The following is a 23,572-nucleotide window of genomic DNA, read 5'->3' on the forward strand; positions in this document are numbered from 1 at the left end:
TGGCTTTTGGCACAACCTCTTTTGTGTACTATATGGCAGGTGCGCAATAGGTTATCTTGCAGGAGCAAAATCAGCTACCGGCTTAAGAATCTCCTCGATTTGCTGTAAAGTATCTGCGGAGAGTACCGTATCTACAGCTTTGGCATTTTCTGCAACTTGCTCTGGTTTACTGGCACCAATTAATGCTGAACTTACACCAGGCTGGCGTAGAATCCATGCCAATGCCAATTGCGAAAGCTTCAGGTCTAAACTGTGAGCGAGTTCATCCAGCTGTCCAACCACAGACAACACATCATCACGGAGGTAGCTGGAGATCACACCATTAACTGAATTATCCGCTGCACGGGTTCCTGCTGGAGGTTGTTGCCCCGGTTTATATTTGCCAGTCAGAATTCCTTGCGCTAGAGGAGAGAAGACCACTTGGCCCAGCCCTTCACGCTGGGATACTTCAAGGACCTCGTCTTCAATATAACGTTCGAACATATTATAGATAGGTTGATTCGAGATCAGTGGACGCAGATTCAGTCTGCGGCTGATACCAGCAGCATTGGAGATTTGGGCTGCGCTCCATTCGCTAACAGCGGAGTAGAGAATCTTACCTTGAGCCGTCAGATCATCCAGCGCGCGTAGAGTCTCCTCTACAGGGGTCTCTGTATCAAAGCGATGACAAAAATATACATCAATATAATCGGTGCCTAAGCGGCGGAGGCTGGCTTCACATTGCTCCATAATATGCTTGCGGGACAAACCACGGTTATTAACATCGTCTCCCATGGGGAAAAAGACCTTTGTACTTAGCACATAAGATGATCTTTCATAGGAGCGTAGAGCAGCACCCATCGCTTTTTCGCCTTCACCACGGTTATATGCATTAGCCGTATCAAAGAAATTGATACCGCATTCAAAAGCTTTGCTGATACAAGCATCGGCTGCCTTTTGCTCTGCTGCTGTTCCATATGTAAGCCAACTGCCTAGTCCGATCTCACTGATTTTGAGCCCTGAATTGCCTAGTCTTCTATATTTCATTTTTCTCTTTCCTCCTTGTATTCTATATGATAACTTTACTTGTATTATAGGAGACATTCAAGTTGAATGATTAATATACTAGTAATCAAGGAGATGAAAGATTCAATGACTAATCCAGCTACTAAAAAATCAAAAGTGATCTTATTTCAGGGTGACTCCATTACGGATGGGAATCGGGGTCGTGATGAAGACCCGAATCATATTCTTGGACATAGCTATGCGTATATCATCGGTGGCAAGCTAGGGAATGAGCGGGCAGAAGAGAATCTGGTATTCTATAACCGCGGAGTGAGTGGAGATCGAATCTCCGATTTATATGCACGCTGGAATGAAGATGCAATTAGCTTGCAGCCTGACATCATTAGTATATTGATTGGGGTTAACGATATTTGGAGAATGATGAAAGGGGAACCAAGTGGAGTTACGGACCGTTTTGAACGCGCTTACCGTCACGTACTTGAAGAAACACGTGAAGTTCTGCCACATACGAAGCTGGTTTTATGTGAGCCTTTTATTTTAAATACCGGAGCTCCAGCTGAACAGTGGGCAGAATGGGAAGCGAAGATAACACATTATCAGGGAGTGGTTAAGCAGCTGTCTGAGCAATTTGATACGGTCTATGTACCTTTACAGGATGCTTTCAATGCAGCTGTGGAGAGAGCAGAAGCAGCCTACTGGCTGTGGGATGGCGTTCATCCGACGACTGCCGGGCATGATCTGATTGCTGGGGAATGGCTGAAGGTCGTCTTGGAAAGGGGTCTTTTAAACAACTAAGTTATAAAGTTATTATCTCTCTTTATCTATGCACCTGCTGATCACTCAGCGGGCGCATAGATAAGAGATACATGGTAATTATTTAAGAAATCGATCCATTCCTCAGAAGGCTTCTGATCTGTAACGATATAATCCACTCTATCAAAGCTGAACAACTTAATGAACGCAGTCCGGTCAAATTTGGAGTGATCTACGAGCAGAACCACTTTATTTGCCTGCTGCTGCATAAGCACCTTCAGTTCACTTTCTTCTTCATTTGAATCACTTAGCCCGCCTGTCATGGACAATGCTTTACAGCTGAATATAGCTACATCCACATTATATTTTCGAATCGTCTGTGAAGCGGTATTTCCAACAAAGGAGCTGGTCTCGGGACCTAAAATTCCACCTGTGGAAATCAGCTTTTGACCGGAGTGTTGAAATTCGGATAATACCACCAGAGAGTTCGTAATAATTGTCAGATTGTTTTTCTCCTCAATAATTCTACGCAAGGCTTCAAACACCGTTGAGCTCGTATCTGTCACCAAGCTGTCTCCATCATTGATTAATTGCAGTACATTATCGGCTATGATTCGCTTTGCTTCAATATTGACCTGATGTCTGCTGATGTAGGAAGGATCTTCATTGGTATGGGCGTTGAGAATGGCTCCACCATAATTTTTTTTGGCAAGACCTTCTTTGTCCAGTTTATCTAGATCCCGCCGAATGGTCTCTTCCGAGACGTTGAATTTTTGCGCTAGCTCTGCGACATGGACCTTCTTCTGTCTGTAAAGCTCTTTAATAATTAGATCCCGTCGTTCAAATGCTTTCATTCGTTCACTCACCTTTATATATAAATCGTCTGCTTTCTAGTGTACTACATTGTTGTTTAAATCTAAAAATAATTACATATTCACATAAAACCACAATATATAATAATTATATCACATAAAACCACACTTTTGTTTAGGTAATATGTTGTTTTGTGTTGACTAAAGCGCTTGCAGATTTTATGATGAAGGAGAAATAGATCTATTAACGAATGACTCTAAGATGATCTTGAGGAGGAACGGCATTGATAGAAAACTATCCGAAAATTGGTATCCGCCCAACCATTGATGGCAGAAGAAGAGGCGTTCGTGAATCACTGGAAGAGCAAACGATGGGCATGGCTCAGCGGGTGGCTAAGTTTATTGAAGCGAATTTAAGGTATCCGAATGGGAGTCCTGTAGAGTGCATCATCGCCGATTCTACGATCGGTGGAGTTAAAGAAGCTGCTGCTGCGGCTCAGAAATTCTCCGGGGCTAACGTAGGGGTGTCGATCACCGTGACGCCTTGCTGGTGTTATGGCTCAGAGACAATGGATATGGATACATCCATTCCGCATGCCGTGTGGGGATTTAACGGAACGGAACGGCCGGGTGCTGTGTATCTAGCTGCTGTTCTCTCGGCGTATGCTCAAAAGGGAATTCCTGCGTTTGGTATCTATGGTGAAGATGTTCAAGAGTCTAGCAGTGAAGAGATTCCAGCGGATGTGCAGTCTAAATTGCTGCAGTTTGCTAGAGCAGGCTTAGCAGTTGCTCAAATGAAGGGGAAATCATATTTATCTATGGGTTCTGTTTCGATGGGGATTGCGGGTTCCATTGTGAATGAACAGTTTTTCCAAGAGTATCTGGGCATGCGCAATGAATATATAGATATGTCTGAATATGTCCGGCGCTTTGAAGAAGAGATTTATGATAAAGAGGAATTTAAGCGGGCGCTAGCGTGGACTAAAGAAAACTGCCAAGTTGGCGCCGATAATAATCCGCCGCATCTGCAAATCAGTGCAGAAGAGAAAGAGAAGCAGTGGGAGACCTGTGTGAAAATGACATTGATCGCCCGCGACCTGATGATCGGCAATCCGGTTCTCGCTGAGCTTGGTTTTGAGGAGGAAGCTAACGGCCACAATGCAATTGTTGGCGGTTTCCAAGGCCAGAGACAATGGACGGACCATTTCCCTAACGGCGATTTCATGGAGACGATGTTGAATTCTTCTTTTGACTGGAACGGCAAACGTGCACCTTATCTCGTAGCGACAGAGAATGACAGCTTGAATGGGGTAACGATGCTGTTCAATTATTTGCTTACGAATACAGCACAAATCTTTGCGGATGTCCGAACCTTCTGGAGTCCCGATGCTGTGAAGCGAGTGACGGGTCATCAATTGGAGGGAGAAGCAGCTCACGGAATACTGCATCTGATCAACTCTGGTTCGGCAGCGCTTGATGGTACAGGTGAGCAAAGGATAGAGGGTAAGCCTGCAATCAAACCTTTTTGGGAGATTACAGACGAAGAGGCTGAGGCTTGTCTAAGCAATACACAATTCCGGCCAGCTTCTCAAGAATATTTCCGGGGAGGCGGCTTCTCTACCGATTATTTAACCCAAGGCGGAATGCCGGTTACTATGGCTCGTTTGAACCTGGTGAAGGGGCTTGGACCTGTTCTTCAGCTTGTTGAAGGTTACACCGTAGAGCTGCCTGAAGAGGTTCATCATACTTTGGATCAAAGAACAGATCCGACATGGCCGACGACCTGGTTCGCTCCTAAGCTAACTAACAGTGGTTCATTCCAATCGGTATATGATGTCATGAATAATTGGGGCGCGAATCATGGGGCGATCAGTTATGGCCATATCGGGGCGGATCTGATTACGCTGGCGTCGATTTTACGCATTCCAGTAAGTATGCATAACGTTGAGGAATCACATATTTTCAGACCACGGGTGTGGTCGTTATTTGGGACGGAGAATCTGGAAGGAGCAGATTACAGAGCCTGTCAGAATTTCGGACCGCTATATTAAAATCTTCTTGTGGAGCAGGTGTGCTTGAAATGGGTGATACGATTAAGCTTCTGGCTATGGATCTTGGCGCCAGTTCCGGAAGAGTGATGTTGGGATTGTATGACGGTAACACCCTTCGCATAGAAGAAATTCATCGGTTTGCTAATACGCCGGTGTATGTTGGCGGGCATTTGTATTGGGATGTTTTGAAGCTCTTCCACGAAATGAAAAAAGGAATCCAGAGAGCTTATAGGGCGCATGGAAAATTGAGGTCTCTAAGCGTGGATACGTGGGGAGTCGATTACGGTTTTATTGATAAAAGAGGGATGTTGCTCTATTCCCCCCATCATTATAGGGATAGGAGAATGGGAAGCCATCGTCTAGGGTTGGAGGCGCTGCTTCCACCAAGGGAGCAATTTAGCATTACAGGTATTCAACCGAGCTTGATTAATACGGTTTATCAGCTGTTTGCTGATTTTCAGGATAACGATTCTCTGCTAGAGGTTGCAGATACTATTTTAATGATGCCAGACCTGTTCCACTATTTATTCTCTGGTATCACGGCAGCAGAAAGCACGATTTGGAGTACAAGTGGCTTAATGGACGCTGTATCTGGTGAAGTCTCCACTGAAGTATTCAGCAGGCTTAATATCCCGGTTGGTCTAGTGCCACAACGGGTTCAAGCGGGAACGGTTATTGGTTCTATCCTTCCGGTAATTCAAGAGGAGCTTAGCGTAGGTTCAATGGAGGTAATTTCGGGTGCTTCTCATGATACGGCTTCAGCAGTAGCTTCTATTCCTTATTCTCTAAAGGAAGATGCAGCATTTATTAGCTGTGGTACATGGTCGTTAGTGGGCATGGAGACGCCTAAAGCTGTCATTACAGAGAAAAGCTATGAATACGGATTCACAAATGAGCAGTGTTACGGCCAATCTAATCGTTTGCTCAAAAATATAACGGGACTATGGATTTTGCAGGAGCTGCAAAGGAATTGGGCCGAAGCGGGAAAATACGTCAGCCAAGGCCAAATGGTTGAGCTAGCCGAAACCATAAATCATGCTCCAGCAATTATTGATCCGAATGACGAGCTGTTCAGTACACCCGGTGTGATGACCCAACGGATTAGAGAATATTGCGAACGAACAGGCCAGCAAGCCCCTTATACGAAAGCTGAGATTATACGCGTCATACTTGAGAGCTTAGCAGAGTCCTATCGCCATACGATTGACGAAATGGAAGAGATCACCGGCAAAAAAATCAATATCATTCATATGGTCGGTGGTGGGATTCAGAATGAACTGCTCTGTCAGCTTACCGCTAATATTACGGGGAGAAAAGTTGTAGCAGGGCCTGTGGAAGCCAGTGCAATTGGCAATATAATTATTCAACTGGCTGCCCTAGGGGAACTGGAAATCTCCGGGGGCAAGCAGGTAGTGGAAAGTTCTTTTGCCTTTAAGACATATCTGCCTTCTTTGGTGAAGGTTTGTGAAAAATAGGATACGAGGAGAGAAACCCTATGGATACCTTAGAACAAAAATTACGTTTGCAGATTTGTGATATCGGGAGAAACCTGTTTAATAAAGATTTTATTGCGGCTAATGATGGGAATATTTCTGCTCGCTTATCAGAGAATGTAATTCTGACTACCCCCAGAGCGGTGAGTAAGGGATATTTAGAGCCTCATATGCTTGTAAAAGTGAATCTGCAAGGTGAAGTCCTTGAAGCAGCTGAAGGCTACAGACCCTCAACGGAAGCAAAAATGCATCTAAGAATTTATAATGAGCTGCCAGAGATGAAGGGTGTGGTCCATGCACATCCCCCGTATGCTACTGCATTTGCCATAAAAGGTGAGGCGCTCGACAAGATGATGATGCCAGAGTCGGTGATTATGATCGGAGATATTCCGTTGGCGGAATATGGAACACCATCGACGGAAGAAATTCCAGATTCACTGATGCCTTTCCTGGGCAAAAAAACTGCGGTTCTGCTCGAGAATCACGGAGCCCTTACTTGGGGAGAAGATGTTATGGAAGCATATCTGAATATGGAGCGGCTTGAGTATACCGCCAAGCTCACCTTCATTACCCGGATGATTGGCGGGGAGAGAGAATTGCCGCAGCATCGGATTGATGAGCTGGTAGCGTTGCGATCATTTTATGGGAAGTAAAGAGGTGCCTTATGTTAAAAGGAATTCCTAAGCTGCTGTCTCCGGAGCTGGTACGCATTCTGATGGAGATGGGTCATGGGGATGAGCTTGTATTGGCTGATGCGAATTATCCCGGACATTCGTTGAATCCGAGGGTACTGAGATATGATGGCATCGGTATTCCCGAACTGCTGGATGCCATCTTAGAGTTGTTACCTCTGGATCATTACGCAGAGCAACAGGTGGCTTTTATGGCAGTGGTTGCAGGAGATCCAACTGTGCCGGTCATTTGGACCACATACGAGACTATCATCGCCAAACATGATGCTGAAGCCACGATTAAACATGAGGAACGTTTTGATTTCTATAACCGTTCTAAGCAAAGTTATGCAGTGATAGTTACAGGTGAGGAAGCGTTGTATGGGAACGTTATTCTTAAAAAAGGCGTTATAAAAAGTTGAAATAACGGAAATGAAGCCGCTAACCGCTTGGGTGACCAAGGAGTTAGCGGCTTTTTATGCTGCAAGGATAAGTATTTATAACCGGATTACTCGGTACTCATATGCACCAAGGGAGAGGGGGCCGCAGGCCACGGATTTGCCTGAGAGAACATCATGTCCGTCCCGCGGGAGTGTGAGACTTCCCCCGTGTCCATCCATATTTACAAGGGTCCAGACTTCGGCAGCCTGGTCATCGCTTCTAGGGCAGACAAGGGTTCCCTTAGTGACATCACTGCGTAGGGTAACACCAGCACGTTCTGCATAATGATCAATGAGTTTATATAACATTAGGTCGCCTTCTTCACCGGCAGGCATTGAACCCAGCATAACAATAGTGCCTTGTCCGTAAGGCTGCTCCGTCAGGAAGGACAACCCCGGCGTCACCCCCTCCGTAATCATTCCGATACTGGAAACGGACTCTGAAACGGGTTCAAAAACAGAACTCCACAAGGACAAGGGAGCAGATACCCCAAAAGCGTGTCCAATCGTGCCTGTTGATTCCAGCGGATAGGTAAACTTAGTTTTGACGCCTGCTAACCGCTCTAATTCCCCAAGTCCGGCATTCGTATGAAGGGTATGCTCCTTCGTTCGTCCTCCGGTAAGAGGACCGACAATCCAAATCCCGCCAGCTGCTGTGAAGGCCAGGGCACTTTGCACATACTCGGGGGACAAATAATGTACGAATGGAGTGAATAACAGCTTGTATCCGGTTAAGTCTCCGCCTTCGGGCAGCAGATCCCTGTGAATGCCCATATGAAGAATTCTTTTGTAGAAATCGCCCAGCAGACTACGATAATTTAGCTTCCGATGAGGTTCAGTTGCGAGATAAGCTTTGGTTCTGTCCGAATAGGTGATCGCAACATCTGCCCGAAGGGGCCGGGTGGAGAGCATAATTTGTTCAATTTCCCGCCGTGCTTGATTGGCCTCCAGCACATTAACGTACCCTAGAGCTGGTTCTCCCCAGGCACTAAGGATCGAGCTATGTGTTTGTTCACTTCCGGAAGTATGCTGGCGCCAGAGCCAATAGCAAAATGCACCTGCACCCAGCGCATAGGCGGCAACTGCTTCTGCTTTCAGATATCCATTCGGATGGGGCACACCAAAACTGACTAGAGATGCGGCAAACGAGGGTCCGGTCTCCATTATCCAGAAATCTTTTCCCGGCTTGAAATTTCGCCACAGATCACAGTTAAGCAGATAAGCATGCATATTTTCCTGTGAGGCATAGGTGTCGTAGGCAGCAAAGTCGAGATTTTGAAATAGCCGCTCATTATCTAGATGAAAAGCGACACTGCTGTTGTGGGTAATTGGCGCAGTGGAGTGGCGGCGGATAATATCAGCCTGCTCATCGGCGAATTCAGCGATCTTTTCCATTGAAAATAAGCGATACATCGTCCGCAGGGATGAATTGTGGAGGAAAGGTGCGGGTCCTGGCTGTGGCACCTGTTCAAAACGTTGATAAGTTTGGCTCCAGACGGCTGTTCCCCATGCCTCATTCAACCTTTCAATGGAGCTGTAGCGCTGCTGCAACCAGATATGCCATAAGTCTTTACAGGTCTCACACATACACTCCGCCACATGCGCTTTGAATTCGTTATCGAGCTGCCAGGCGGTTAACCCCGGCAGTGCTCCGGTCTCCTTGGCAATATGCTCCGTAATGATGGCAGCCCGCTTACGAAAATAAGGATTGTTGGTACAAATATGCTGCCGTGCTCCATGTCCCATTACCGTTCCGCTTTCATCCACATAACAGCGCTCAGGAAGTCCATGAGTAAGCCAGATGGGGGGTGTAGGTGTCGGCGTACACATTACTGTGTCAATTCCGTTTCTATGTAACCTTTCGATATATTTCACGACGGGGCCGATATCAATCTTATCTTCTTCTGGCTCCAAAGCAGACCAAATGAATTCTCCGATTCGTACGATATTAATCCCCGTTTCTTTCATTAGAAGGATGTCCTGCTCAAGCACCTCTTCACTCCATAGCTCGGGATACCAAGCAGCACCGTAGTATAGCTTGTTCTTCAATTCAGTTCCTCCTTTAAGGCAAACATTTGCTGGAAATCATCACTTGGAATCATAGGTGCTTAATGTCTTACGGACAATAGTAAACTTTTGCGCGGTTTGGACTTTTTAGATAAAATGGAATTTTTAGCTTATATAAAGCGTTCAAAAAAGTCCGATTGCTGGAAAAAATCACTAGCAGCATAATAGGAGTCGCAGTAAGGGTGATTGCAGTAATCCATGGCTACAGTAATCGCGAGCTGTACATGACAAATGGAGGTGACAGGATGAAGCACGTAACAGTTCCGGGAACTGCAGAACAACAGCCAAAGCCGCAGACCTATCGAAATATCCGGGTAAGAAGATGGAAACGTTTTAAACGTGATAAATGGTTATATATTCTGCTGCTCCCTGGAGTCCTTTATTTTCTTGTTTTCAAATATGTTCCGATGTGGGGCGTGCTGCTGGCTTTTAAGAATTACCAGCCGTTTCTTGGTTTTCAGAAAAGTGAATGGGTAGGTTTTGAGCATTTTCGTGTTTTTTTCCAGAATCCTGATTTCTTTATGCTGCTGCGCAATACGTTATTGTTATCGTTTTATAATTTGATTTTCTTTTTTCCGGCGCCGATTATTCTGGCACTGCTTCTAAACGAAATACGGCTTTCCTTCTATAAAAAGACGATACAAACGATGATTTATGTTCCGCACTTTATATCCATGGTCATTGTGGCCAGTATGAGCTATGTATTTCTAACTACGGAAGGCGGGACTGTAAATGAGTTTTTGTATACGTTTACAGGCAGGAAAATAGATTTTCTAGCTAATCCTGACTGGTTCCGTCCATTGATTATTCTCCAGACGATCTGGAAGGAGTGCGGCTGGGGGACAATTATATTCCTGGCAGCGCTGGCCGGTGTAGATGTGGAGCAATATGAGGCTGCGGTAGTAGATGGTGCGAACCGGTGGCGGCAGATTTGGCATATTACGTTGCCTGCTATCCGCAGTACAATCGTTATTTTACTTATTCTTCGGATGGGAACGATTTTGGATAACGGTTTTGAACAAATTTATTTAATGATGAATGCTCTTAATCGTGAAGTAGGTGAGGTGTTCGATACCTATGTATACGCACTGGGAATTACCCAGGGAGCTTTTAGTTACAGCACGGCTGTTGGATTATTTAAATCAATAATCGGTGTGACGCTTGTGCTCGGGACGAATTGGATCGCCAAAAAATTTGGTGAATCTGGACTTTATTGAGAAGGGAGAAGCTTGCTGTGGCCAAACAATACAAGAGTACGGGTGGAACTGCATTTGATATATTCAATTATATATTTTTAGGGATTATCGGAATCGTAGCGATTCTCCCTTTCCTCTTTGTGGTTTCGGGCTCCTTCGCTACAGATGCGGAAATTACTAAACGTGCCGTATTCCTGATCCCGACCACGATTTCATTTGACGCCTACCGGTTTATCTTTTCAACAGATACGATTATGCGCAGTATAGGGGTTTCTATTTATGTTACGGTAATCGGAACTGTCGTTAATTTATTCTTCACGGTAACTATGGCTTATCCGATGGCAAAACGATATCTGATGGGCCGTAATTTGGTACTCAACCTTGTTATTTTTACGATGCTGTTTGGTGGAGGAATGATTCCAACCTATCTCGTCATTCGGGAGCTGCATCTGCTGGATACGCTCAATTCTCTTATTTTACCGGGAGCAATTAGCGCCTTTAACCTGATTATTGTCAAAAACTTTTTTCAGGAGCTGCCTATAGAAATGGAAGAAGCGGCGCGTATTGATGGTTGTTCTGAGCTGGGCTTGTTGTGGAAGATAGTCCTTCCTTTATCCAAACCGGTTCTCGCTACATTTACGTTGTTCTATGCTGTGGGACATTGGAACAATTTCTTCTCGGCACTGCTCTATATTACGGATCCGACAAAATGGCCTTTGCAGGTGATGCTGCGACAGATCGTAATGTTATCCCAATCTGCGGCTGGCGATATGAGTTCTATGGATCCAAGCTTTGTGCAGCCACCGGAGCAGTCGATTAAAATGGCGGTTATTGTAGTAGGTACTCTACCAATTTTATGTGTGTACCCATTTCTGCAAAAACATTTCGCTAAAGGGGTGATGCTGGGTTCTGTTAAAGGATAACAAACTTAACTTATTCCAATTTGGAGGTATAATAATGGAAGCTAATCGTTCGGTAAAAAAGAAGCGCTGGTTGTTACTTTTACTTGTGGCTATGATGGTTACAACTGTTGTTGCAGGTTGCTCAGGTAATGAATCTGCAGGTTCTAACAGCAAAAGTGAGGGAAGTAGTAATACTGGAGAAGAGAAAAGCGAGTCCCCGCTGGATCTGACCCTCATGCTGCCGATATTCAAAACAAATTATCCGAAGGATGGCAGCCCGGTTGCTGCTGAACTGGAGAAACAGACCAATACAAAAATCCACTTTGAGTGGGTCCCGAATGCATCTTATGCAGATAAATTTAATATTACGCTAGCTTCTGGGAAGCTGCCGACCATTATCTACGTGGGGGATGTTAAGGCTTCTAGTTTTGTGAACGCTGCCAAATCGGGTGCATTCTGGGAAGTAGGGCCTTACCTTAAGGATTATTCGAATTTAAGCCAAGCGAACCCGGTTATTCTGAAAAACTCGGCCATTGATGGGAAGAATTACGGGATCTATCGGGGGCGTGTACTCGGCCGTAACGGTATGGTTTTCCGCAAGGATTGGCTGGAGAAGGTGGGGTTGCAAACACCGCAGACGGTGGATGATTTCTACAATATGCTGAAAGCGTTCAAGGAAAAAGATCCAGACGGCAATGGTAAAGAGGATACGTATGGCATGGTGCTTGTCAAATGGAGCGGCCAGTGGGCCAGCGGTTTTGATACCATTAAGTTATGGTTTGGAACACCGAATAAATGGGGCGTGCAAGATGGCAAGCTGGTGCCTGAGCATGAATATCCAGAATATTTGGAAGCGCTTAAGTTCATGAAGAAGCTGTATGATGAGAAATTGATCAACTCCGACTTTGCTGTAATGGACAGTGCCAAATGGACAGATCCGATCGTGAACAATAAGGCAGGAGTAATCGTCGATGTGGTCGATACAGGCGCCCGGGTGGATGATAAAATTCACGCTGCGCTAGAAAAAGAAGGCAAAGACGAACCGGATAAACATTATGTAGATGTAAGCGGGGGCGTAACAGGTACGGATGGCAAGCTACACACATTGCCGACCTCTGGTTTCTCGGGCATGCTGGCTATTCCAAAATCATCTGTGAAGAGCGAAGAAGAACTGAAACGGGTACTGGCTTTTCTAGATCAAATCAATAATCCGGAATTACAAACGATGTTAGGTTTTGGTTTGGAAGGTACTCACTACACTATGGTGGATGGTTTTATTGAACGCTCCAAAGACACTGTACTTGTGGAGTCAGAAGTGGAAGGTCTAAACCAAATATTGGCCTATATTCCTGAGGATAAGTCCAAGACTGTAGCACAAACGCCGCTGCGTCTTAAACAAACTGAAGTTCAAAAGGCAAATGAAGCTTCGATCGTGGTTAATCCGGCAGAGGCCTTTATTTCCACAGTATATTCGCAAAAGGGTGCTCAACTCGACAATGTAATTAATGATGCACGCATAAAGTATATTGTAGGACAAATTGATGAAGCTGAATTGAAATCCGCATTTGACGTATGGAGAAAAACAGGTGGAGATGATTTAGTAAAGGAAATGAACGAATTATACGCTAAGGCTGACCAATAGATCCTTCCTAGTGCTTTTATCCGGCTGGAAAGGATCTGAGGAGCAAAACGAATGTGGTTCGATTGCACTTCAAATTTATCCGATTCGGCTGGTGAGAGCATAGTGATGAGAAATGTGGCGAAATGGAAGCGTTATACAAAAGGCTGGTCAGGCTGTAAAGGCCGGTATTATCGGAAAAACCTGATCATTATGCTGGTGGTGTCATCCATTCCGGGGTTTATTATTGGTGCGCTTGTCTACTGGATGGCAGGGGGACGTCTGGAGAGCGAGCTGCTGCAGATGCATAACAGGCAGATTGAACAGCGGGCGGCTAATATTGATGATCAGCTGTCCAATCTGGAGCTGATGCTGGCACATTGGGCTTTTGATCCCAAGTTTGATTACAGCTTGAATGGCCTTGATTTTATTCAGGATCATGAGCGGGCTTGGGATATTACGAAGACACTCGTAGTGATGCAGGGCTCGAACACGATGACGAGTAACGTTGAACTCTATCTATCAGGAGATCATCCATTACTATTTAATCCCGAATATGGCACGATTGACTCCAGCATGGTTTCTGGTCAATATGACAAATTGATTGATACTGAACAAAGCACCTATTGGACGCAGTGGGCATTCGATCCCAATAAACCAAATGTCAAAGAATTAACGCTTGTCCATCATATTCCGGGCGGAAGCTTGAAGCCCTTCGGGGCTCTTTTGCTCCGCATGGATACGGAGAAAGTAGCTGCGATGCTACGAACTATGACACCTTATAATAGCGGCGAGACATTTTTGCTGCAGACGACGGGGGATTTGTACGTATCTGCTGGAGACAGTGCCGAGGATTCTCCCTTACTTACCGCATTGCATAATGAGATTGTGGAACGGGGCGCGAACCATGAGTCAAATCTTGAGTCCTCTTTTCTCTTCGACTGGGGTAAGGCTACATATGCAGTGACTTATGGTGAGTTTTCCCGACTCTCCGCAGACTGGCTCTATGTGTCCGCTTCACCGATAACCAGCATAACTTCACCTGTCGTCTTCATTTCAAGACTGATATTTTTAGTTAGCTTTAGTGCTTTGCTGCTGGCGGCGATTCTGTCTTGGTTTGCTTCCCGTAAAATCTATTCACCGATAGGACGTTTGCTGCAGACTTTGTTGCCTGACCAAGCGGCGGCTGCGAGTAGGGAGGATGAGTTCATTCTGATTGAACGGCATTGGCAGAACTTGCACGGGGAGAGCCATGCCCTGAAGTACACTCTTTCCGAGCAGCTTCCACATGTGAAAGAAAGCTTTCTGCATCAGCTGTTTCAGGGGTATTTATATTCTTATTCTGAGCAGGATCTGCAAAGCCGGATGCGGCGCTTTAAGTGGGAAGTAGAGGATTGTCATTATATTATTCTTTATATTCAGCTTACAGGCATCTCCAGCCAGGAGGGGAAGTTCCGCAACGGTGATGAAAGTCTTGTATCATTCGCCGCCGTCAATATTATCGGAGAATTGTCTGCCGAGCACTTTAAGCAGGCTGATATTATCAATTTCCATGATCTCACGGCAGGATTACTTCTTATCGAACCCGTTGCGAATCCATCGCTGGAAGCGGTGCAAGCCTTTAGCGAAGAACTGACAGGAACGATTAATCGCATGTTAAAAATGAGGGTAACAGTGGCGTTTAGTGCACCGGTTGGAAGGATATCCGGTATTCCGCTAGCGTTCGAGGCTGCGAAGCAAGCCGCTAGTTATCGCCAGTTTGGTGGTGAGAACCAGATTATTAATATGGAGCTACTGGATCGTGAGGGGCAAAGTACGCCAGAACCGCAATATTCGTTCACTTTGGAGCGCGGAATGATTCAGGCCCTGCGCACAGGAGAAGCGGAAGAGGCTTACCGGCTGTTGGAGGAATTTCTGGAGGCACTGTGTGCCAATGGGGCAAAAGTGATTGATGTGCAGCAGGGCATGCTTCATTTGTTAGGCAGTATTCAGCACGCCATTATGGTCTCAGGCATTCATCCAAACCAACTGTTCAAAGGGGCTAATCTGTACGCGGCACTGTCGCAAATTCATGAGCCGAAGCTTATCCTTGCCTGGTTTCAGGAAAAGGTAGTCGCACCGTATCTGACGGAGCTGAGTGAGCGTTCTGATGCCGGAATCAAACGGACGATTGAGCATGCCATGATGTATATCAATGAGCATTATATGGATAATATTTCGCTGGATGGATGTGCGGATTATACAGGGATCAGCCCATTTTTACTGAGTAAATCATTCAAACGGGTCACCGGGAAAAATTTCATCGATTATCTGACCGAATTACGGCTTGATAAAGCCAAGGAGCTGCTGCGTGATACCTCGCTGCGAATTAACGATGTAGCTGAACAAGTGGGTTATCAGCATAGCTATTTTAACCGGATTTTTAAGAAACAAGAGGGAATAACCCCAAGCCGCTATAGAGAGCTAAGCCATAATAATGAAGCTCTTTAAAAGTAAAGAGAACGTGCGGCGAAGAACGTATGAAGGAGATGGTTGTTGTGCCTACGGCTCTGCCGATTGGCCTGCATTGGCTAAAAAAGCCCGCTATTGATGTGGGTGTTACCTGGGGGGTTCCTTGGAAAAAAGGAGCGCTCGACAGGGAAGCGTTAAAGAATCTCTGCTTAAGTATGCCGAAGAACGAAAAGCATGTGCCGCTGCAAAGCTGGCCAGCAGCTTTTTGGCCAGACGGGAGCATCAAATGGTCCACGCACTCGGCAGTAAACAAAAATTCGGATATTCAGCAGGATTCCTTAGCGACAATGACAATAAATCAAGCGACTCCAGCTACGGAAGTGACTGAGCGACTAACTGTGCAGGAAACAGAGGAAGCTTTCATTATAGATACAGGTGTTATTATTTGCACGGTTAACAAGCAGGGGAAGGGTCTTATCCGCAGTATTGTGCGCAGAAATCCGGCGGACACGGAAGGAACCGAAGTATGCAGTAATGGCGAGCTTGTATGTATACGTGAACAGAGAGATGAGGGTGCTGGCACCCTGAGCATACGTGAGGAGCGATTCGCAGGACGAACGTTAAGGGCCATCCTTGAACAGGGCGGACCTGTTCGCGCAGTGGTGAAGCTAGATGGACTTCACCAAGCTTCGCACAGTGCTCGTGAGTGGCTTCCATATACGTTACGTTTATATTTTTATGCTGGGCTGGAGTCTATTCGATTAGTTCATACGTTTCATTATGACGGTAATCCACAGCAGGATTTTATTAAAGGATTGGGAATAGAATTCACAGTGCCGCTGCGTGGACCTCTTTACAACCGCCATGTTCGTTTTGCCGGAGATAGCGGCTTGTTTAGCGAGTCTCCTAAGACGTTGCATACACGGCGAACCAAAGGTAAGTACCGTGATTTATTCCTCGATCAGGTAGCAGGATGTGCTGTGAAATTTAATCCAGAAGAGGATGCCTATTTCCTTAAATTATTGGATGACTCCGCCACTTGGGGCAGCTTTCGGCTGGTTCAAGATTCTTCCGAGCATTATGGGATCTGGAAGCGGACAGAGGATGGCTGCGCTTGGATCAAGGCAGCAGAAGGCCGCCGGGCAGGTGGACTTGGTTATGTTGGGGCAGAGGGCGGAGGGCTAGCCGTCGGGATGAAGAATTTCTGGCGTAAGCATCCGGCAGGAATGGAGATTGGTTCCACTGCCACTGACGCGGCAGCGCTTACTGTCTGGTTCTGGTCACCTGATGCGGCAGCTATGGACTTGCGGCATTATGATACGAAAACACATGTGGAATCCTCGTATGAAGGTGCAGAAGAATTACGGGCCACTCCATTTGGTATCGCTAATACTAGCGAGCTAACATTCTGGTGTACGGCGCAGACTCCCGGGCATGAATTGTTGCAGCGGATGCAGGCAGAAGCTGAAGAACCTTCATTGCTGGTTTGCGAACCAACTTATTATCATGAAGCGGGTGCTTTTGGTTTCTGGAGTTTGCCTGATCGGAGCACGCCAGCCAAGGCATATCTGGAAGAGCGGCTGGACGGGATCATCTCCTTTTACAAGGAAGAGATCGAGCAGCGCAAATGGTACGGTTTTTGGGACTACGGAGATTTCATGCACAGCTACGATCCGGTCAGACATGTATGGAACTATGATCTCGGTGGCTGCGCCTGGCAGAATTCCGAGCTGGTGCCAAATATGTGGTTGTGGGTAACGTTTCTCCGGTCCGGGAGAGCGGATGTGTTCCGTATGGCCGAAGCTATGACCAGGCATACGAGTGAGGTAGATGTATATCATTTTGGCGAATACGCCGGACTAGGCTCGCGGCATAATGTCATCCACTGGGGCTGCGGCTGCAAAGAGGCTCGTATCGCCATGGCGGGTCTGCATCGCTACTATTATTATCTGACCGGAGACGAGCGGGTCGGCGATATTATGGACAGTGTAAAGGATGCTGATTATTCAACAGTTACTCTGGACCCGATGCGGGCGTATTTTCCGAAGGATGAATTCCCGACTCATGTTAGGGTGGGTCCGGACTGGGCGGCCTTTAGCTCTAATTGGATGACCCGCTGGGAGCGGTTCGAGGATACCGCTTATCGTGACAAGATTATAACAGGCATGGATTGCATCAAAAGGGCAAATTTACGGCTATTATCTGGTCCCACATATGGTTATGATCCGGCAACTGGCCTATTGTCAGGAATGGGCGACGATAACTGGGGGCGTCATCTAGCGATTAGCATGGGAGGTCCGCAGGTGTGGTTCGAGCTGGCGGCAATGCTGGAGGACCCGGACTGGGAAGATATGCTGGCTGAGTTCGGTGTATTTTATAATTTGCCACAAGAAGAGAAGGACGCATTTACGGGAGGGTTGATTTCAGGAAAACTCCGTTTTGAGCATCCTGTACTCAGCGTAGCCATTGCTGCATATGGAGCATATTACCGCAAGGATCCAGCGACGGCAGAGCGGTGCTGGTCGATTTTGCTGGAGAATCCGTTTGGTTGTGTGAATCTACAGGAGGAAGCTGATCGGGTCACTTATATGACTGAGTTAAATGAGATCGATTGGATGAATACAAATGAAGCCTCGCAGTGGTCTTTAAATACGATCATTGCCTTGGAATTAATCGGTAGTGCTTTACCGGAACGCGCGAATTAAAGGCTTCATTGTGGGGAGGAATGTTTTATGGCTAGGCCGATGCAGGACACGGGTATAGGTGGTTTGATCCCTGAAGCATGGAAACCAATCTACCATAATCCCCTCGCTTCAACTAGTGATATCGCTGGATTCCAGATGGAGGGAGCGGGAGCGGTTTCCTTCCCTTTGCAGCGAATGAGACTGGAGAGTACTATCCATGCCGAGGCCGGACAACAAGCAAATGTCGTTCTCTGGTGTCCAGAAGAGTTCCCGGCAGACCTCGCCGTATCTTGGAATTTCCGCCCATTGCGTGAGCCGGGGTTGGCGATTTTGTTTGTAGCGGCCAAAGGAGAGGGTGGGAAGGATTTATTTGATTCCACGCTTGCTCGTCGTACGGGTGAATATGATCAATACCATCACGGGCAGATAGACACGTATCATATCTCGTATTTTCGCAGGCGTTGGGTGGAAGAACGTGAATTTCATACCTGTAATTTGCGTAAAAGCTATGGTTTTCATCTGGTTATGCAGGCAGCCGATCCGCTTCCGGACGTAAGCGACATGACTGAGCCCTACCGGATGTTAGTGGTGAAGCGTGGTCCTATGCTGTCTTTTGCAATCAATGAACTGCCGATTTTTACATGGATAGATGATGGTGAAACCTATGGGCCGCTACTGACAGGCGGGAAAATTGGGTTCCGACAGATGGCACCCCTGATGGCTGAATACTCAAATCTGACGGTTTTTGGACAGTAATGCGAAGGAGGCTTCAGATTGATGTCTATTATTTATTATTGTTACCCTGAGGGCAGACATAAGGCGCTTACAATGAGCTATGATGACGGCAGACGGGCTGACGAAAGATTGGTAGGACTATTTAACCGCCATGGGATTAGAGGAACATTTCATCTCAATTCTGGCCTGCTGGGTGAAGGTGATCGTATTACGGCAGATGAAATAACTGAGCTGTACCAGGGACATGAGGTATCTGTTCATACGCAACACCATCCGACGATGGCCCGTTGTCCGCAGGAGCAAATCATCCATGAGATTATGGAGGATCGAAAGTGTTTTGAGACGCTGCTCCAGGTGCCGATACGGGGAATGTCTTATCCTAACGGTTCCTTTAACAAGGAGATAAAGAAGCTTTTGCCTCGTTTAGGCATGGAATATGCCCGTGTGGTACAGACCACTGGCGGCGGCTTTGGGCTGCCGGAGGATTGGCTGGAATGGCGGGGGACTTGCCATCATAATGATCATTTGCTGGAGCATGCGGAGCAGTTCGTGAAGCTGCATAAACGGCAGTATTTATATCTGATGTATGTGTGGGGCCATAGTTATGAATTTGATAACGATAATAACTGGGAGCTGATGGAAAGCTTCTGTGAAGCAGTGGGAGGACTAGAGGAAATCTGGTACGCGACAAATATTGAACTCGTTCATTATATGAAGGCTTGTGAAGCCCTTATTTTCTCCGCTGCTCGGGATTTTGTATATAATCCGGGAGCGCTATCTGTCTGGCTGGAAATCGACGGTTTGATTATAGAAGTAGCAGGCGGACAAACCATCCGTTTCCCGGAGATCTAATCGAAGAGAGAAGACAGGAGGATTCTAATGAAAACGAAGGACACACAATTAGTCTATCAGCTGGCAAAAGTAGATATTTCCGCTGCCGGTCCACGCTGCAAAATGCTTATTGGCGATCTGAATGGGGATGGACGTGCGGAAATGCTGCTGGTTCAGCCGGATAATCGCCAGGATGTACGTTATATTCCCCATCAGGTGCAATGCCTGACTGCTTTTGATATGGATGGCAAGCTGCTGTGGCAGGTGGGCACACCCGATCCTGACGCTGGCAGCCAAGGCTCGGATTATCCAGCGCAAATTTATGATTTAGATGGTGATGGGGCGCTGGAAGTATTATGTGTAATGGATGGACGGTTTCATATTCTTGAAGGTTCAACAGGAACGGTTAAGTCGATATACGACTTACCTGCTGAACATGCACATGATTGTATTATCATCGCCAATCTAACAGGGCAAGAACACGCTTCCGACATCATTCTGAAGGACCGTTATCATCAACTGTGGGCCATGGATCAGAATTTCAATTTATTATGGACGCATAAAGGCAATGTAGGACATTATCCGTGGGTTCACGATCTTCATGGAAATGGACAGGATCAAGTGATGGCAGGTTATGATCTGCTTGATTCTAAAGGTGATTTATTATGGAGTTGCCATGATCTTGACGACCATGCGGACTGTATTTGGGTTGGCGATGTGAATGGAGATGGCTATCCTGAACTGGTTGTCGGCGGAAGCGTAACGGTGATGTATGACCGGGACGGACAAGAGCTTTGGCGTTATGACGGCTCTATCGAGTCACAGCATCTGGCGTTAGGCCGATTCCGGCCTGAACTGCCTGGCCTTCAGGTTGCCGGGCTGGACCGAATGATCCGCGAAGATGACGGCAAAGGGCTGAAGGGCAAGGATGCGTTGTTTCTTCTAGACTGTAATGGCAAGGAACTTTGGAAAGAAGAACGTACAAGCGACGGTTGGCTGACTATAGTTGAAGCCGTGAGCAACTGGCAAGCGGGTTCTCCGGATTATATTCTCGCGTACCGCCGGGGAGGCGGAGTATATCCTGCTTTGTACGATGGACATATGCGGGTTGTAGCTGAATTCAAGGAGGAAGGTTATGCCGTTCACGGCGATCTTCTGGGATGTGGCAGGGAACAGGTTGTAATTTATAATGATGAGTCCGCAACGGTATATTCAAGCGAGTGGATAGATATTAGTACCTGTGCCTCCGAGAAATCGTTACCTCAGCCTAAAAGATTGTACAACTCGACGCTGTATCCCGGTGGAGAAATAACGGTGTGAAGGAGGATACGCTTAGTGAGTACTTATATTACAGAATACTTTCCTGATCCTGATTGTATTGCCAAATATAATGGGGGCAAAATCGAAAATGTACTGGCCGCTGTGGCCAGCCGTTTTATCGGTGCCTATCCCCCGCAGCCTCCGGTGTACCGGGTACATTCGCAGAGTGGTTTCAACCGGCTCCGCGACTGCCGTTACGATATGAATCTGGAAGAACGACTGCCGGAGCTAGCGGCAGGACAATTCGTATATGTATGGGGAAAGCTGTGGAGTGACAATGAGGTAGATGCCCCTTTCTCAGTTAGTTGCTATAGTCCAGTTAAGGTTTACATAAATGGACGGCTGGTGTTTAGCTCCAATCTAAATGATGATGTGTTTCCGGACAGAAGGACGTTTTTTCGGGCGAGCATGGGTAAAGGCTGGAACCATCTTGTACTGGAGTATGTTGCAACAGGTACAGGTTGCGGAGGGGTTTTTGGAACGGGCAGTGTCAAAGGTGCACCAGTACACTTTCTTACTCCAACGGCGCAGTTAAGCGGTTGTGAAGGTTGGATTTATAGTGGACCCCAGCAGACATCTTGGGCAGCTTGGCTGGAAGCTGAATTCACTGAAGAGCAAATGACAGCTCGCTGCGTTTGGTTTCCGACACAGCAATGGTCGCCACAGGAACAGGCAACTGGCAACTGTTCACGCATATTTGGGGAAATGCTGGGAGCCAAGGCGTATGCTTGGTGTAAGCTGGAAGTTAACAGCCTACAGAAAGACGACATTCGTCTGCATGGTAGCTATCGTGGAATGGCTGAAATCTCTATCTATGTGAATGGGAAACTTGTAGCTGAGCATCAGAACGTGAAAGGTATGCTTGATATCCAACTGGAGCTTGGTTATGGACTACATGATCTGGTCGTGGAGTCCATCTGTGGAGAGGGGAATTGGGGATTTGAACTGGACGTACGGTCTGGTGGTGTTCAGAGTAGTCTCGTGCAACCATATCCCGTTAAAGGATTAACTGATCCATGGTTGTACCTTGGATTGTTCACCAAGGAGGCAGCGCCGAAAGTCTTAGAACTGACCTCTATGGATACTTTATTTGGGGAAGCGGATGAAGTAACCTTTTGGCGTGTAGACCAACCGAATAGCTGGGTTAGGCCTTATTTGGAGAGTGTTATGTTTGGGCGCTGGAATTACCCTCTAGGCGTAACCCTGTACGGATTGCTGAGAACAGGAGTAGAGCTTAAGGCCCCCCATTATGCCGAATATGCACAACACCATATTGAGCAATGTACAGGGCTGCATAAATATGCCTTATGGGACCTTGTACGTTATGGCGCTCCGGGCATCAATCATCAGCTGGCGCTGATGGATTCGCTGGACGACTGCGGATCCTTCGGGGCAACGATGCTGGAAGCACATAAGCTTCGTCCACTACAGGGCGCACCGGAAGCTGCTGCTGAAATTGCCAATTACATTACTAAAGTGCAGAGCAGGCTGCCTGACGGAGCTTTGTATCGGACCAGTGGCACAGTTGATTTTATGCAGCAGACGATGTGGTGTGATGATCTGTATATGAGCACGCCATTTCTAAGCAAATATTATGAAATGACCGGAAATGCGGCTTATCTTGATGATGCGGCGGTGCAGTTTTTACATTACAAGGAGCGGCTGTTCCAGCCGGAGCTTGGCATTATGCATCATGTGTATGATTATAAGTTTAATAAACCCAATGGCGTGCCTTGGGGCAGAGGTAATGGTTGGGTGATTTTCTCGCTGACTGAGCTGCTTGAAGTTATGCCTGAGCAACATCCGTTGCGAGCTGATTTGCTTGATTATTTCCGCGAGCTTAGTAAAGGCTATCTTAAGCTGCAAGATGAGCGGGGCCTATGGCATCAAGTGTTGACGGATCCTGAGTCCTACGCGGAGGCTTCTTGTACCTCTATGTTTATTTACGCTTTTGCTAGAGGCGTACGCTGCGGTTGGCTGCTGGAACCAGAGTCATACGTAACCTCTGCAATCAACGGCTGGAGTGGCTTAACCCGTTATTGTATTGACAAACAAGGCAATGTTTACGGTGTCTGCCGCGGTTCGGGTTATTCGTTTAACAAACTGTATTATAAAGATGAATTGACCTGGCAATTAAACGATACACATGGGATTGGCATCGTGCTGCTGGCCGGAATTGAGGTTCACAGGCTCGTACGAGATTTGGAAATGAAATCACATGACGAAGCAAAATGAATGGCATGATGAGGAATGAGACGACCGTATTAATCACAAAATTACAGCGGAGCAGCGATACTCCATTAGTGGGGATCGCTGCTCTTTGTTATGCGTTACAGTGCTGCTTAAACCCCCGAAACCCCGAAACCCCCCCCGGTCCCCCCGGCCCCCCGAAACCGCCGATTACTCCTGCTAGACAAAGTTATGCGGACTCAGATGACGTTATTTGCAGATTTATCGCCTTTTGGGGCCATTTTCGGACTCCAGTGACGTTATTGCTTCGAAAACGGCTAATATAGGTAGCTTTTTATGCCAATAGCGACTAT

At 46.7% G+C, this 23,572-nt stretch carries 17 protein-coding genes; 14 read left to right on the forward strand and 3 right to left on the reverse strand.

Annotated features, from left to right (window positions below; translation table 11 throughout):
• Nucleotides 1–51 precede the first annotated feature (51 nt).
• Nucleotides 52–1,026, reverse strand: a complete 975-nt coding sequence (locus tag MHH50_RS07810) for an aldo/keto reductase family protein (RefSeq protein WP_076280513.1) — start codon at nucleotides 1,024–1,026, stop codon at nucleotides 52–54.
• A 66-nt stretch (nucleotides 1,027–1,092) separates the two neighbouring features.
• On the opposite strand from MHH50_RS07810, the gene MHH50_RS07815 reads away from it, so the two are divergent.
• A complete protein-coding gene (locus MHH50_RS07815) occupies nucleotides 1,093–1,800 on the forward strand; it encodes an SGNH/GDSL hydrolase family protein (RefSeq protein ID WP_076142489.1) in 708 nt (235 codons plus the stop codon).
• 41 nt (nucleotides 1,801–1,841) lie between these two features.
• Here MHH50_RS07815 and MHH50_RS07820 read toward each other — a convergent pair whose 3' ends face one another.
• Nucleotides 1,842–2,612 (reverse strand): DeoR/GlpR family DNA-binding transcription regulator, encoded by a 771-nt coding sequence (locus tag MHH50_RS07820; protein WP_076185292.1) that lies wholly within the window; start codon nucleotides 2,610–2,612, stop codon nucleotides 1,842–1,844.
• 242 nt (nucleotides 2,613–2,854) lie between these two features.
• On the opposite strand from MHH50_RS07820, the gene MHH50_RS07825 reads away from it, so the two are divergent.
• From MHH50_RS07825 to fucU, 4 genes are read left to right on the forward strand one after another with little or no spacing between them, the layout of a single operon-like run.
• Nucleotides 2,855–4,621, forward strand: a complete 1,767-nt coding sequence (locus MHH50_RS07825; protein WP_340034168.1) for an L-fucose isomerase — start codon at nucleotides 2,855–2,857, stop codon at nucleotides 4,619–4,621.
• Nucleotides 4,622–4,650: 29 nt separating this feature from the next.
• Nucleotides 4,651–6,096 (forward strand): rhamnulokinase family protein, encoded by a 1,446-nt coding sequence (locus tag MHH50_RS07830; RefSeq protein ID WP_076309232.1) that lies wholly within the window; start codon nucleotides 4,651–4,653, stop codon nucleotides 6,094–6,096.
• 20 nt (nucleotides 6,097–6,116) lie between these two features.
• Nucleotides 6,117–6,767, forward strand: coding sequence for a class II aldolase/adducin family protein (locus MHH50_RS07835; protein WP_038569477.1), 651 nt, complete (start codon nucleotides 6,117–6,119; stop codon nucleotides 6,765–6,767).
• 11 nt (nucleotides 6,768–6,778) lie between these two features.
• Entirely contained in the window at nucleotides 6,779–7,207 is a 429-nt protein-coding gene (gene fucU, locus MHH50_RS07840; RefSeq protein WP_076277110.1) for an L-fucose mutarotase, read from the forward strand.
• Between the two features lie 75 nt (nucleotides 7,208–7,282).
• Here fucU and MHH50_RS07845 read toward each other — a convergent pair whose 3' ends face one another.
• The gene (locus MHH50_RS07845) at nucleotides 7,283–9,274 is read right to left on the reverse strand and encodes a beta-galactosidase (protein ID WP_340034169.1); all 1,992 of its coding nucleotides are present in this window, start codon (nucleotides 9,272–9,274) and stop codon (nucleotides 7,283–7,285) included.
• Nucleotides 9,275–9,537: 263 nt separating this feature from the next.
• Between MHH50_RS07845 and MHH50_RS07850 the strand changes: the two genes are divergently transcribed.
• The 9 genes from MHH50_RS07850 to MHH50_RS07890 are packed head-to-tail and all read left to right on the forward strand — an operon-like array spanning nucleotide 9,538 to nucleotide 23,264.
• Complete coding sequence (locus tag MHH50_RS07850) at nucleotides 9,538–10,509, forward strand: sugar ABC transporter permease (protein WP_036675672.1); 972 nt, start codon at nucleotides 9,538–9,540, stop codon at nucleotides 10,507–10,509.
• A 17-nt stretch (nucleotides 10,510–10,526) separates the two neighbouring features.
• Entirely contained in the window at nucleotides 10,527–11,411 is an 885-nt protein-coding gene (locus MHH50_RS07855; RefSeq protein WP_076130713.1) for a carbohydrate ABC transporter permease, read from the forward strand.
• 34 nt (nucleotides 11,412–11,445) lie between these two features.
• Nucleotides 11,446–13,032 (forward strand): extracellular solute-binding protein, encoded by a 1,587-nt coding sequence (locus MHH50_RS07860; RefSeq protein WP_076309234.1) that lies wholly within the window; start codon nucleotides 11,446–11,448, stop codon nucleotides 13,030–13,032.
• Nucleotides 13,033–13,083: 51 nt separating this feature from the next.
• The gene (locus tag MHH50_RS07865; RefSeq protein ID WP_081386502.1) at nucleotides 13,084–15,498 is read left to right on the forward strand and encodes a helix-turn-helix domain-containing protein; all 2,415 of its coding nucleotides are present in this window, start codon (nucleotides 13,084–13,086) and stop codon (nucleotides 15,496–15,498) included.
• Between the two features lie 38 nt (nucleotides 15,499–15,536).
• Nucleotides 15,537–18,164: a hypothetical protein gene (locus MHH50_RS07870; RefSeq protein WP_340034593.1), complete on the forward strand. Its 2,628-nt coding sequence runs from the start codon at nucleotides 15,537–15,539 to the stop codon at nucleotides 18,162–18,164.
• Nucleotides 18,165–18,191: 27 nt separating this feature from the next.
• On the forward strand, nucleotides 18,192–18,899 hold the full coding sequence (locus MHH50_RS07875; RefSeq protein WP_340034170.1) for a DUF1961 family protein: 708 nt from the start codon (nucleotides 18,192–18,194) through the stop codon (nucleotides 18,897–18,899).
• 21 nt (nucleotides 18,900–18,920) lie between these two features.
• Nucleotides 18,921–19,730, forward strand: a complete 810-nt coding sequence (locus MHH50_RS07880; RefSeq protein ID WP_076280517.1) for a polysaccharide deacetylase family protein — start codon at nucleotides 18,921–18,923, stop codon at nucleotides 19,728–19,730.
• Between the two features lie 27 nt (nucleotides 19,731–19,757).
• The gene (locus tag MHH50_RS07885) at nucleotides 19,758–21,029 is read left to right on the forward strand and encodes an FG-GAP repeat protein (RefSeq protein ID WP_076142506.1); all 1,272 of its coding nucleotides are present in this window, start codon (nucleotides 19,758–19,760) and stop codon (nucleotides 21,027–21,029) included.
• Between the two features lie 15 nt (nucleotides 21,030–21,044).
• Nucleotides 21,045–23,264 (forward strand): glycoside hydrolase family 88 protein, encoded by a 2,220-nt coding sequence (locus MHH50_RS07890; RefSeq protein ID WP_249267793.1) that lies wholly within the window; start codon nucleotides 21,045–21,047, stop codon nucleotides 23,262–23,264.
• Nucleotides 23,265–23,572 lie beyond the last annotated feature (308 nt).

Source organism: Paenibacillus sp. FSL H3-0302 (genome assembly GCF_037982245.1).
In the GTDB taxonomy this organism is placed as follows: Bacteria; Bacillota; Bacilli; order Paenibacillales; family Paenibacillaceae; genus Paenibacillus_AQ; species Paenibacillus_AQ odorifer.